Here is a 14,040-nt window from a genome sequence, read left to right on the forward strand (position 1 = left end):
GGGAGCGATCGTCCGGGCGGTGCCGTAGCCGACCGACGCCGTGTCCGTGACTCCTCGTCCGCTGCCCGAACCGTCCCCATTCGGAGGTTCCGTTGTCCAGTCCCGGCGCTACGACCGCCTCCTGTCCCGATCCGGCGCCCGGTTCGAGCCTCGACGAGGGCCGCGAGGAGGTTGCCTCGCGCGCGCTGCCGCTGACCTCCGCGCAACGCGAGTTCTGGCTCGCGGAGCAGCGTCGACCCGGCATCGGCGCGGTCTACCGGGTCGCGGAGTGCGTGGAGATCCACGGCCCGGTCGACGCCGCGCTGTTCGAGGCCGCGCTGCGGCAGACCGTGTCGGAGGCCGAGGCCGTGGGCCTGCGCGTCGTCGAGGGCGGCGACGGCCCGATGCAGGTCGTCGACGTGGACCGGCAGTGGTCGCTTCCGCACGTGGACGTCAGCGGTGAAGACTGCCCCGAGGCGGCGGCACGGGCCTGGGTGGCGGCGGACATGGACACCCCCATGGACGTATCCCGCGGTCCCCTGTTCCGGTTCGCGTTGTTCCGGCTGGGGACGGACCGCTGGTGGTGGTACGGCAGCAGCCACCACCTGGCGATGGACGGCTTCGGCTTCGCCCTCGTCGCGCGTCGGGTCGCGCGGGTGTACACGGCCATGGTCGCCGGAAAGGCCACGGGAGCCTCCCCGTTCGGATCGCCGACGCATCTGGTGCGCGCCGATCTGGACTACCGGACCTCCGAACAGTTCGACGCCGACCGCGCGTACTGGACGAACGTGCTCGCCGACCTGCCCGACCCGGCCCCGCTGCCCGCCCGACCGGACCTCGCGCACACCGAAGTCGGCGCCGACGACGGCACGTGGTTCCCCGGCGCCGGCCGCAGGACCCAAGCGCGCCCGATGGCATCCCCTGAGGCGTTGCGCGCGGCGAGCGAGCGGAGCGGGACACAGCGCTCGCGCTACGTCGTCGCCGCCGCGGCGGCATACGCGCACCGGCTGACCGGCGCGCGCGACGTGCTCCTGGGCCTCGTGGTCTCCGGTCGCATGCGGCGTGACCTGCTCAACGTCCCGGGCGTACTGGCCAACATCGTGCCGCTGCGCCTGCGGGTGCATCCGGCCATGCCACTGGCGGAGTTGCTCGCGCACGTCGACGACGCGGTGGAGCAGGCGGTGGCGCACGAGCGCTACCGAGGCGAGGACATCACCCGCGACCTCGGCCTGCCCGACCCCGTCGGCTCCCGGTTCACCATGACCGTCAACGTCATGACGTTCGGCGCCTCCCTCACGTTCGCCGGACACCGTTCCACGACGCACAACCTCTCCCGGGGAGGCGTCGCCGGCCCGACACTCGTGGTCCTGGAACAGCGCGACGGCGCCGGCATGCGCTTGGAACTGCACGCCCCCGCGGACCGGTACGGCGACGCGGACCTGGTGGACCACCAGACCCGGTTGCTGCGCCTGCTGGACGCCATGGCCGCGGCCGGCCCCGATCGGCGTATCGGCGATCTCGAACTGCTCTCCGACGACGAGCGCCGCGAGTCGACGGGCCGCCGCGACGAGGCGCCGGCCGACGTCGCGCGAAGCAGTGTGCCCGAGCTGTTCGAAGTGCACGCCCGCACCACCCCGCGGGCCGTCGCCGTGGTGTGCGGGGACGACGCCCTGACCTACGGGGAGCTCAACGCCGGAGCGAACCGGCTCGCGCACGCCCTGATCGCCCGCGGCATCGGCCCCGAGGACATCGTCGCCCTCGTACTGCCGCGCGGCGTCGAGATGGTGACCACGATCCTCGCGGTCCTCAAAACCGGTGCCGCTTATCTGCCCATCGAACCCGGCTGTCCCGCCGCACGGCTCACGGACACGCTCGCCGACACCGGCGCGGCCCTGCTGCTCACCCACTCCGCGATCCACGCCGCGATCGACCCCGCCCCCGGCACGGATTCGCTGCTCCTGGACGCCCCCTCGACGGCGGCACTGCTGCGGGATCACCCCGATCGCGACCCGCTCGTCGCGATCGACCCCCGGCATCCGGCCTATGTCATCCACACGTCGGGTTCGACCGGCCGGCCCAAGGGCGTGGTGGTCTCGCACCGCAACGTGATGCGGCTGTTCGCCATGACCCGGGGCCACTTCGCGTGTGGTGCGGACGACGTGTGGACGATGTTCCATTCCTATACCTTCGACGTCTCGGTCTGGGAGATCTTCGGCGCGCTGCTGCACGGCGGGCGCCTGGTCGTCGTCCCCCACGACACCACCCGCTCCCCGGAGAAGTTCCTGCGCCTGCTGGTCGACGAGCGCGTGACGGTGCTCTGCCAGACCCCGTCCGCGTTCCATCCCCTGATGCACGCCGACCGCGACGCGCCGCGGATCGGGCAGGCGCTCTCGCTGCGCACGGTGACGCTCGTCGGCGAGGCGCTCGACCCCGCCCGTCTGGACGAGTGGTACAGCCGCCACGGCGACCGCGGGGCGGCGGTACTCAACCTGTACGGCCCCACCGAAACCACGATGTACGTCACCCACGCCGCGTTCGACCGGGCGACCGCCGCCGCGGCGGGGGCCAGCGTCATCGGCACCGTCCTGCCCGACGTGCGCGCCTTCGTCCTCGACGCCGCCCTGCGACCGGTACCCCCGGGCGTGCCCGGCGAGTTGTACCTCGGCGGCGAGGGACTGGCCCGCGGCTATCTGAACCGGCCCGGCCTCACCGCCGAACGTTTCGTCGCCTGTCCCTACGCGACACCGGGCGAGCGGATGTACCGCACCGGGGACCTGGTGCGTCGGCGCGCGGACGGCGCCCTGATCTACCTCGGCCGCGCCGACCGACAGATCAAGATTCGCGGCTTCCGGATCGAACCCGGCGAGGTGGAAACCGTCCTGGCGGCCCATCCGGGCGTGGTCCGGGTCGCGGTCACCGCGCGGGGGGATCGGCCCGGCGACAGGCGCCTGGTCGCCTACATCGTCCCCGGCTCGAGTGGTGCGAACGCCGCGGAACTGCGCGAGTACGCGCGGCGGCACCTGCCCGACCACATGGTCCCTTCGGTATTCGTGACGCTGGACGCGCTTCCCCTGACGGTGAACGGCAAGCTGGACACGGCCGCGCTCCCGGCCCCCGAGCACCACCCGGGTGAGGCCGGCCGGGCCGCGCGCACCCCCCACGAACAGGTGTTGGGCGAGTTGTTCGCCGAGATCCTCGACCTGCCGCGGGTCGGTGCCGACGATTCCTTCTTCGACCTGGGCGGACACTCCCTGCTGGCCACCCGCCTCATCTCCCGCCTGCGCGCGGTGCTGGGCGTCGAGGTGGGGATCCGCACTCTGTTCGAGGCACCCACCCCGGCCGGTCTGGCCGCCCGTCTCGACCCGACGGGGCGCACGCGGCCCGTACTGCGCCCACGGGACCGGCCGACGCCGCTGCCGCTGTCCTTCGCCCAGCGTCGCCTGTGGTTCCTCCACCGCATGCACGGCCCCACACCCACCTACAACATCGCCGTCGCCCTGCGCCTGTCCGGGGAACTCGACCCGACGGCACTGGAACAGGCCCTGGTGGACGTCGCGCTGCGACAGGAGAGCCTGCGCACCGTCTTTCCCGTGTCCGAGGACGGACTGCCCTGTCAGCGGGTGCTGGACGAGACGCGAACCCGCCGGCACCTGGCCCTGCCGGTGACGTCCGTCGACGAGCGGGAACTGGCGGACCGGCTGGCGTCGGCGGCGCGCCGGGGCATCGACCTGCCGACCGAACCCCCGGTGCGCGCCGAGTTGTTCGCCCTGGCCCCGGACGAGCACGTGCTGTCGCTGGTGGTGCACCACATCGCGGGCGACGGCTGGTCGATCGGCCCCCTGGCCCGGGACCTGACGGAGGCGTACCGCGCGCGGCGCGGCGGCGGGGCACCCGAGTGGAAGCCGCTGCCGGTGCAGTACGCCGACTACACCCTGTGGCAGCGGCACCTCCTCGGTGATCCGGCAGATCCCGAAAGCCTTGCCGCGCGTCAACTGGCCTACTGGAAACAGGCGTTGGCCGGGCTGCCCGAGCAACTCGCGCTGCCCACCGACCGACCCCGGCCCGCGGTGGCCACCCACCGCGGCGCCACCGTCGACCTCACGCTGGGCGCCGACCTCCACGCCGCCCTGCTCGACCTCGCCCGCGCCCGCGGGGCCAGTCTGCACATGGTCCTCCAGGCGGGTCTCGCCGCGCTGTTCACCCGGCTCGGCGCCGGGCACGACATCCCCATCGGCACCCCGATCGCCGGGCGCACCGACGAGGCCCTCGACGACCTCGTGGGGTTCTTCGTCAACACGCTGGTCCTGCGCACCGACACCGGCGGCGACCCGTCGTTCGCCGAACTCCTCACCCGTGTCCGCGACACCAACCTGGCCGCCTACGCCCACCAGGACCTGCCCTTCGAACGCCTGGTGGAGGAGCTGAGTCCGACCCGCTCACTCGCGCACCACCCGCTGTTCCAGGTGATGCTCGCTCTTCAGAACACCCCCGACGCGACGATCGAGCTGCCCGGTCTGCGGGTGAGCGGCCGGCCGACACCCACCGGCACGGCGCGCGTGGACCTGACCCTCGAACTCACCGAACGGCACACCCCCGACGGCGCCCCGAACGGGATCGTGGGCACCGTCGAATACGCCACCGACGTGTTCGACGGCGCCACCGTCGAGACGCTGACCGAACGCTGGACACGCCTGCTGGGTTCGGTGGCGGCCGACCCGGACCGCCCGATCGGCCGAGCGGAGATCATGTCGGCGCACGAACGCCGACGCGTGCTCCCGGAGTTCGACCGGGATGCCCCCGCGACGCCGTGGCGGTCGATGCCGGCGCTGTTCGCGGCACGGGCGGAGGAGACACCGGACGCGGTCGCGCTGATCGCCGGCGAGAGCCGGTCGACCTACCGGGAGTTGAACGCTCGGGCGAACCGGCTCGCGCACGCTCTGATCGCCCGCGGCGTCGGTGCCGAGGACGTCGTCGCCCTCGTGCTGCCCCGCTCGGTCGACCTCGTGGTCGCGATCCTGGGCACGCTCAAGGCGGGCGCGGCCTGCCTGCCCGTCGATCCCGACCACCCGACCGCCGGGGTCCGGTCGATGCTCGACGACGCCCGCCCCGCTCTCGTCGTCGACCGGTCGGACCTGGTCACCGCCCTGCGGGAGGAACGCCCGGACACCGACCCGGGCATCGCCGTCGACCCCCGGCACGGCGCCTGCGTCCTCCATGCCTTCGGCGCCCACGGCCGCCCCGGGGGAGTGATCGTCACGCACGCCGGCATCCCCCACATGGCCGCCGCCCAGGCCGAACTGCTCGAACTCGGCACGGGCAGCCGCGTGTTGCTGCCCGCCGCCGTCGACGTGCTGGTCCGGGACGTGTGCGCGGCCCTGCTGTCCGGCGCCGCGCTGGTGATCGCCCCGGCGGCCGACGCGCGGTCGGCGCTCGGCGAACCGTCGTCCGCCGGTGCCGCGTCCGGCGCCGCGTCGCCGAACGCGCTCGCCGACTCGCTGTCGCGCCCGACGCACGGCACCGTGTCGTGGCCCGCGACCGGCAGCTCCGCGGCCGCGATCGTCGTCGCCGGCGAGGCGCGCCCGGGGGACCCGTCGGCGGCGCCCGGGCGGCGCGTGATCCACGCCTACGGTCCGCCCGAGACCACCGCGTGGGCGACGATGAGCGCCCCGCTCGCCCCCACCGGCCCCGTCCCGCCGATCGGCCCCGGCCGGCCCGTCGCGGGGATGCGGGCCTACGTGCTGGACGCCGCCCTGCGGCCGGTGCCGCCGGGAGTGACGGGGGAGTTGTACCTCGCCGGAGCGGGACTGGCACGCGGCTACCGGGGCCTGCCCGGCCCCACCGCCGAACGGTTCGTCGCCTGCCCGTGGGGCCGGCCGGGCGAACGCATGTACCGCACCGGCGACCTCGCGGCATGGCGCTCGGACGACGACGGGCTGGACCTTCGCGGTCGCGCCGACGATCGGGTCGGGTTCCGCGGCCTGCCCGTCGACCCCGGCGGGATCGAATCCGTCCTGGCCGCCCACCCGGACGTCGACCGGGCCGCCGTCGTCGTCCGGGAGGACCGGCACGGCGGCGAACACCTGGTCGCCTACCTCGTCCCCACCACGGGCCGCACCGCGTCCCCCGCCGAACTGCGGGCGTACGCACGCCAACACCTGGCCGAAGGCATGATCCCCTCGACGTTCACGAGCGTGGACGTCCTGCCCCTGACCGCGCACGGCACACTCGACCGCGCCGACCTCCCCGCCCCCGAGCACCGCCCCGCCGACGAACACCCGCGAGCCCCCGGCACCTCGCACGAACGTGTGCTGTGCGAGCTGTTCGCCGAAATCCTCGGCCTTCCGCACGTGTCCGTCGACGACAACTTCTTCGACCTCGGCGGCCACTCCCTGCTCGCGACCCGACTCACCTCCCGCATCCGCGCCGCCCTCGACACCGACGTGGAACTGCGCACACTCTTCGAGGCCCCCACCCCGGCCGACCTGGCCGGACGGTTGTGCGGAGGGAGCGCCCTCCGGCGGCCGGCCCTGGGCCGCAGGCAACGCCCCCGGGACCTGCCGCTGTCCTTCGCCCAGCGCCGGTTGTGGTTCCTGTACCGCCTCGAAGGCCCCAGCCCCACCTACAACATCCCCCTCGCGGTGCGCCTGACCGGGCGCCTGGACCGACCGGCCCTGCACGCCGCGCTCGGCGACGTCGCGGCCCGACACGAGAGCCTGCGAACGATCTTTCCCGCGTCGGGGGACGGGCCGCCCCACCAGCGCGTGCTGGACCCGGCGCACACCCGCCGATCCCTGCGCCTGCCCGTCACCCGACTCGACGAGAGCGAACTGCGCGACCGGCTCGGCGCCGCCGCCCGACACTGCTTCGACCTCGCCGTCGAACCGCCGCTGCGCGCGGAGCTGTTCATCGTCGGTCCGAACGAGCACGTGCTGCTGCTGCTCGTACACCACATCGCGGGGGACGGCTGGTCGACGGGCCCGCTCTCGCGCGACCTCACCCTCGCCTACACCGCCCGGGCCCGCGACGAGGAACCGGCGTGGGAACCGCTGCCGGTGCAATACGCCGACTACACCCTGTGGCAGCGGGACCTGCTCGGCGACCCGGCCCGTCCCGACAGTCTCGCCGCGCGCCAACTCGCCCACTGGAAACACGCCCTGCACGGCCTGCCCGACCAGCTCCCGCTGCCCTTCGATCGCCCCCGCCCCGCGACCGCCACCCACCGCGGCGAGCACCTCACCGTCGAACTCGACGCCGAGTTGCACGCGGCCCTGACCGAGTTGGGCCGACGCCACGGCGCGAGCCTGTTCATGGTCCTGCACGCCGGGCTCGCCGCCCTGTTCACCCGCCTGGGCGCGGGCACCGACATCCCGATCGGCAGTCCCATCGCCGGACGCACCGACCAAGCCCTCGACGATCTCGTCGGATTCTTCGTCAACACCCTCGTCCTGCGCGCCGACACCTCCGGCGATCCCACCTTCGCCGAACTCCTCGCCCGCGTCCGCGACAACGCCCTGGCCGCCTACGCGCACCAGGACCTGCCGTTCGAACAACTGGTGGAAGAACTCAACCCCGCCCGGTCGCTGTCCCGGCACCCGCTCTTCCAGGTGATGCTCGGCCTCCACCCCGCGCCGGCGCAGCACCTCGCGCTGCCGGGACTGCGCACCACCGCCGTGCCGCTGGACACCCGAACCGCCCGGGTCGACCTCGCGTTCCTCCTGGAGGAGCGGTACGGCCCGCACGGCGATCCCGCCGGTGTGAGCGGCCTGCTCGAATACGCCACCGACCTCTTCGACCGGTCCACGATCGAGACGCTGAGCACACGATGGATCCGCCTGCTGCGGGCGGCCGCCACCCGTCCCGACACACCCGTCGGCCGCGTCGACCTGCTCTCCCCGAACGAGCGGCGCACGCTGCGCTCCGGCACCGAACGGCCCGAGACCCGGGCCGAGTCCGTGCCGTGGATCGCCCTGCCCGAACTGTTCGCCGAGCGGGCGCGGGCCACCCCGGACGCGCCGGCCGTGATCGCCGGCGACACGACCGTCACCTACCGCGAACTGGACGAGCGCGCGAACCGGCTCGCACACGCCCTCGTCGACCGGGGAGTACGACCCGAGAGCACGGTGGCGGTCCTGCTGGAACGCTCCCCCGACCTGGTCGCGGCCCTGCTGGCGATCGTCAAGGCCGGGGCCGCGTACGTGCCGCTGGACCCGCGATTCCCGTCCTCCCGCATCGACCTGATCATGCGTCACACCGACGCGACGCTGCTGCTGACCCCCGAAACGCTGACCACGCTGGACCGCCACCACCACGGCGACTCGGCTCCGGACATCGTCTGCCACCCCCGCCGACTCGCCTACGTGATGTTCACCTCCGGGTCGACCGGCGAACCCAAGGGCATCGCGGTGACCCACCACGACGTGGCCGCGCTGGCACTGGCCCCCACCTGGCGCGGCGGCGCCCACGAGCGTGTCCTGGCCCACTCGCCCACCGCGTTCGACGCCTCCACCTACGAACTGTGGACGCCCCTGCTCAACGGCGGCGCCGTCGTCCTGGCCCCACCCGGCCCCCTCGACGCCGACGCCCTCCAGCGTGTGCTCGATCGCCACGCGGTCACCGCCGTGTTCCTCACCTGCGGGCTCTTCCACCTGATCGCGGAACAACAACCGCACTGCCTGGCGGGGGTGCGCGAGGTGTGGACGGGCGGCGACGTGGTCTCCCCCGCCGCGGTCGCCCGGGTGCGGCGGGCCTGTCCCGGCACGGCGGTGGTGCACGTGTACGGCCCCACCGAGACGACGACGTTCGCCACCCACCACCGGGTCGGTCCCGTGGTCGCCACCGACCGGCCGTTGCCGCTGGGCCGGCCCATGCCGGGGATGCGGGCGTGGGTGCTGGGCCCCGCGCTCGACCCGTTGCCGCCGGGCACGACGGGCGAGTTGTACCTGGCCGGCCCGGGTGTCGCCCGCGGCTACCTCAACCGGCCGGCCGTGACCGCCGAGCGGTTCGTCGCGTGCCCGTTCGGTCCGCCCGGGGAACGGATGTACCGCACCGGAGACCTCGCCCGCCTACGCGCCGACGGCACCGGCCTGGAGTTCGGCGGTCGCGTCGACCAGCAGGTCAAGATCCGCGGATTCCGCATCGAGCCCGGCGAGATCGAAGCCGTCCTCACCGCGCACCCCGCGGTGGCCCAGGCCGCGGTCGTCGTCCGGGAGAACCACCGCGGCGACAAACACCTCACCGCCCACCTCGTCCCCGCCCGCGGCGAGCCCGCGACCCCCGCGCAACTGCGCGCGTACAGCCGACGACACCTGCCCGACTACATGATCCCCTCGGCGTTCGTCCTCCTCGAGACGATGCCACTGACCCCCAACGGCAAGCCGGACCGCGCCGCGCTGCCCGACCCCGAACACCGCACGAACACCGAGGACGACACCCACACAACCCCACGGACCCCCCACGAACGGATCCTCACCGAACTGTTCGCCGAGGTATTGGACCTGCCCGCCGTCGGGGCCGACGACTCCTTCTTCGACCTCGGCGGCCACTCCCTCCTCGCCACCCGCCTCGTCTCCCGGATCCGCGCCGTCCTCGGCCTCGACATCGCGCTCGGCGCCCTCTTCGAGACACCCACCCCGGCCGGCCTGGCCGCACGATCGGGGACGGATCGCCCCGGCGGCGCCCTGGAGGTGGTACTGCCGCTGCGCCCGCACGGGACCCGGCCCCCGCTGTGGTGCGTGCACCCCGCGGGCGGTATCGGCTGGTCCTACGGCGGGTTGCTGCGCCACCTGCCCCCGGACCAGCCCGTGTACGCGCTCCAGGCCCGCGCGCTGAGCCGGCCCGATCCGGTGCCCGCCTCGGTCGAGGAGATGGCCGCCGACTACCTGGAGGAGATCCGCGCGGTCCAGCCGCGGGGTCCCTACCGGCTGCTCGGCTGGTCCGCCGGCGGACTGATCGCGCACGCCATGGCCACCGAACTGGCCGCGCGCGGCGAGCACACGGCGCTGCTGGCCGTGCTCGACGCCTACCCGCTGTCCACGGTCTCCCCCCACGCGTCGACCCTGCGCGGGGGAGCGGAGCATCTGGCCCTCGTCCTCGACTGCGACCCGGAGTCCTTCGCTCCGCACCGGATCACCTACGACGGGCTCGCCCGGGTGCTGCGCGAGCGAGAACACATCCTGGCCGCCCTGGAACCGCACCAACTCGCGGCCGTCGCGGCCGTACTGGACCACAACGCGGCGGCGGCGCACGCGTTCACCCCCGGCGTCTTCGACGGCGACATGCTGCTGTTCAGGGCCGGCGTCGACCGCGCCCCGCACACCCCCGAACCCGCGTCGTGGCACCGGCACGTCGGCGGGCGCATCGAGGTCCACGAGATCCCGGCCCGACACAACGCCCTGACGCACCCGGACGCCCTCGCTCGCATCGGCCCCGTCCTCGCGTCCCACCTCGACCGGAGCACCGCGTCCGACCCGACGGACGGACCCGGCACCCCGCATCCCGCACCGCCCACACCCGGTCCGGCCGGACCGCCGACCCTCCTCAGGGAGCCGACATGAGCCATCCGACCAATCCCTTCGAGGACGACGACGCCACCTACCTGGTCCTGGTCAACGACGAGAACCAGCACTCCCTGTGGCCCGCGACCCTCGACGTACCCGCCGGCTGGACGGTGACCCACCCCGAGGCCGACCGGCGGACCTGCCTCGACCACGTCGAGCGGACCTGGACCGACATGCGCCCACGAACCCTGATCGACGCCATGAACGCCCGGGAGGGATAGCCGGCGGTACACACGACGGCGGCCGGCGGCGGCCCCGGCTCCGCGTTTCGCCCGGACCGGTCGGCGGGCTCCGTCAGGACGGGGCATCCCGTCGCGAAGCGGTGCGGCGCGCCGTTCTGTCGCGCCTCATGCGGACGTGGATGTCCGTGTTGCGCTCCCGGACGAGCGGGCGCAGGACATGGGGGTCGCGCAGCGCCGGGTGCTCCGCCGTGACCTGAGCCCGGGCGAGTCTCGCGGCCGTCACGCGGTCGCGATAGTTGTCGAACACGTGGACTTCCAGGCTGAAATCGGTGTGGATGGCGTCGTACACCCTTCCCGACCCGCGCGCGGGGCCGGGATCCGCCGGATCCAGCGAGCCGATGTCCACGGCCCATTCGCACAACCACCGCGTCGTGCCGGGCAGCACGAGCAGTCCCGCGCGCATGCCGATCACCGGACGGCGATGCCGTTCGTCGTACCCGTCGAAACGTCGGGGCGGGCGCGCGGCGAACCACGCCTGTCGGTCGGCCAGCGCCTCCGCGAATCCCGGCGTGCGCAGCCGGACCGTGCCCTCGGACGGCGTCGACAGCGGGAGACGCCGCCGGAGTTCGCGTGCCGCACGGTCACCGAACGGCGCCGCCTGCGCCGGCACGACCACGATGGCCGGCGACGGCTCCGCGTCGAACGGATTCGCGTCCAGGAACGGGCGGTCGATCACCAGGACCGTGTTCCGCGCCCGCCGGTGCGCCATGCCCCACAACAACGAACCCAGCAACAACGCCCCCGATCGGTGGGTGACGATCTGCCGATGGCCGTGGAACTCGTCGACGGCGAAACGCTCCGTGGTCCCGGGACGCAGCCCGAGGACCGCGTACGCGCGACCGTCCAGGACGAGAGTGCGCCTGTGCAGCTTGAGTCCGTCGTACGCGGTCATGCCCGTCGGTTCTTCACGTCGCGTCACATCCATCCGGGTGAGGGTCCGTCATCCGGCAAGGATCCGGCCGAGGCGCCCGCTTGTCATCGGGTTTTCGCCGGCACACCGCCTCGGCGCGAACGTGTCTACGCGAGTCTGACGAGTTCGTACGTGCTCTTCGCGGCCAACCACAGGCCCAGAAGCAACGACAACACGACGATCGCCTGGTCCTGGTGTGTGGCGACGGCCGTGCGCAGCCGCTCGAGTTCGATGTGCGCCCGGGTCGGCGCGAAGCACGCGTACAGCTCCATCGCGAGCAGACTGGCCGTGGCGAGCAGGAAATAGCCCATCAGGGCGACGAACGTGACCGCCGAGGAAAGGTCCGCGTTCATCACGGTGGCCCCGCCGGCGGCGACCATCGCCCATGGCTGGAGCAGGATGGCGAGGCCGGCCGCGGTCCACCCGGAAACACGGTCCAGCCGTGCCATCCACTTCGGATTCCCCCGGGAACGGGTGGTGCCTCGGCGTCGTTTGCGCTCGCCGTAGACGACCAGCGTGATGCCCAGGGTCAACTTGATCACCAGACCCGCCGTCGAGGGTGCGCTGTGCCTCGATGGCGGATCGCCCCCGGTCAACAACAACACCCCCGCGACCACCGCGACGAGTTCCAGGAGCCAGGTCAGGGTGAACACGAGCCCTTTCAACAATCCCCTGTTCGCGGACAGCAACAGAATGAACGCCGAGTTGTGCATCGGGCCCAGGGTGATGGCCGTTCCGATGACGACGAGATCAAGGACCATGGCCGTCCTCGTGTGTCGGAAGGCGGACCGATCGCGGGGTCGGACGGATCACGGCACATCGCCACCGACCGGACCCGGCCGCCCGTTCGGGGTGCGAGTCCGCGAGAGTGTCGTTCGTCCGGTCGCGGCCAACAGCGCGATGATCGCGAGCAGGGCGAGAAGTACGACCACGAGCAGCAGGATCGTCAGCCCCGTCGGGCGGTTCCACAGGGCGAACCACAAGGCGATGACGAGGAGCGCGGCGATGGTGAGCCACCGGCGGTAGGCGACCACCCACGTGCCGGTCCTGCCCGTGTGCAGCCCGTGTCCGTCGGCCCACCGCGCGACGGAGTCGGCGCCGCGCTCCAGCGATCCGCGCAGGGCGCGCGGCAGTCGGCCCGTCCCGGACAGGTAGGCGCCGATGGCGACGACCAGGCCCAGCACGATCCCGGTGCGGACGCTGTTCTTCAGGAAGCGCAGCAGCGTGTCGAAGATCGCCGAGGCGGCGGCGGGGGACTGCACCTGAGCCGGCAGGTGGTCCAGGTAGAAGCGTCGCGCGACGGCCAGGGCGATGGCCACGACCAGGCAGCCGAAGGCGACGCCCAGGGCGGTGGTGACCAGGGCTCGACGGCGACGCCGGGCCAGGAGTACCCCGATCGCGCCGAGCACCACGGCGATGATCGGCAACCAGTTGCCCATCACGTCGAGGGCGTGCGCCGCGCCTCGCAACTTCCGTAGTTTGTCGGACTGGATGAGAACCATCTGCTTGTCGACATCGGGAATCTTGTCCGCGGGGCCGACCCCGGCGTTGACGAGGTCTTGTTTCACCGTGTCCACCGCGGCGCCGACGTCGAGGGTGACGGTGCCCTCGTCGACCCCGAGCGCGCCCCGGCCCTTGCCGGTGAGCGCGTGGTCGATCGCCGAATGGGCGGCGCGGTTGGCGTTGGTCCAGACGGTCTCGAACCTGTCGCTCCGGGTGAAGCGTGTCGCCGCCTTGTGGGCGGCCTGGGTCGCCGCTTCGTCCAACTGCGGTGCCAGCGACTTCACGGCGTTGCCCACCCGGGGCGGCAGTCCCTGGGACTGGAGCCAGGCGGCGAGGTCCGAGGTCACCTGCTTGCCGTCGACCCGGACGTCGACCGCTTCGGTGATCCGGTCGGCGACGGCGGCCTCGATCGCGGGATTCGAGGCGAGTGGGGCGACCGTCTCGACGTAGCGGTCGGTGTCCAGCACGATGTCGTGCACCCACACCGTGATCAGCGACACCGGTACCAGGACACAGGTGAGCGTGATCAACACGGCCGACACGGTGCTCATCACGATTCGCCACGCGCGGGAGCCCCGTCGACGGCCCGGTGCGTGGGTGACCCGAGCGGACCCGGTGTCGGGCGGCTCCGACTGCGTACTCATACCACTCTCCGGACGGCTGCGGGGAGAATTGCCATCGGGTCGAATATGCGCAGAGCGTGCGGGATCGCGCACTTTCGGTTGCGCCTGCCGGGTGCTCGGACGACGAGGCTTCACCCGGATCGGCGCACCGGTGCGCCCGCGTGGACGCCTCGCGGGCGGATCCGCCCGCGACAGGCGGGCCGATGCCGTCGAGGCGTGCACGGCCG

Annotated in this window: 5 protein-coding genes; 2 read left to right on the forward strand and 3 right to left on the reverse strand. The window is 73.0% G+C overall.

Annotated elements, in window-relative coordinates; translation table 11 throughout:
* The first annotated feature begins 92 nt into the window (after positions 1-92).
* Complete coding sequence (locus tag EMA17_RS03325; RefSeq protein ID WP_126635318.1) at positions 93-10,532, forward strand: non-ribosomal peptide synthetase; 10,440 nt, start codon at positions 93-95, stop codon at positions 10,530-10,532.
* On the forward strand, positions 10,529-10,756 hold the full coding sequence (locus EMA17_RS03330) for an MbtH family protein (protein WP_126635319.1): 228 nt from the start codon (positions 10,529-10,531) through the stop codon (positions 10,754-10,756). The genes EMA17_RS03325 and EMA17_RS03330 overlap by 4 nt, the downstream gene beginning before the upstream one ends.
* A gap of 73 nt (positions 10,757-10,829) precedes the next feature.
* Here the strand turns inward: EMA17_RS03330 and EMA17_RS03335 are convergent, their stop codons facing one another.
* From EMA17_RS03335 to EMA17_RS03345, 3 genes are all read right to left on the reverse strand, one after another.
* Positions 10,830-11,669 (reverse strand): hypothetical protein, encoded by an 840-nt coding sequence (locus EMA17_RS03335; protein WP_126635320.1) that lies wholly within the window; start codon positions 11,667-11,669, stop codon positions 10,830-10,832.
* Positions 11,670-11,794: 125 nt separating this feature from the next.
* Positions 11,795-12,448: a GAP family protein gene (locus EMA17_RS03340; RefSeq protein WP_126635321.1), complete on the reverse strand. Its 654-nt coding sequence runs from the start codon at positions 12,446-12,448 to the stop codon at positions 11,795-11,797.
* A gap of 48 nt (positions 12,449-12,496) precedes the next feature.
* On the reverse strand, positions 12,497-13,741 hold the full coding sequence (locus tag EMA17_RS03345) for a hypothetical protein (protein ID WP_126635322.1): 1,245 nt from the start codon (positions 13,739-13,741) through the stop codon (positions 12,497-12,499).
* Between the last annotated feature and the right edge of the window lie 299 nt (positions 13,742-14,040).

The sequence above is a fragment of the Embleya hyalina genome, assembly GCF_003967355.1.
Lineage (GTDB): Bacteria > Actinomycetota > Actinomycetes > Streptomycetales > Streptomycetaceae > Embleya > Embleya hyalina.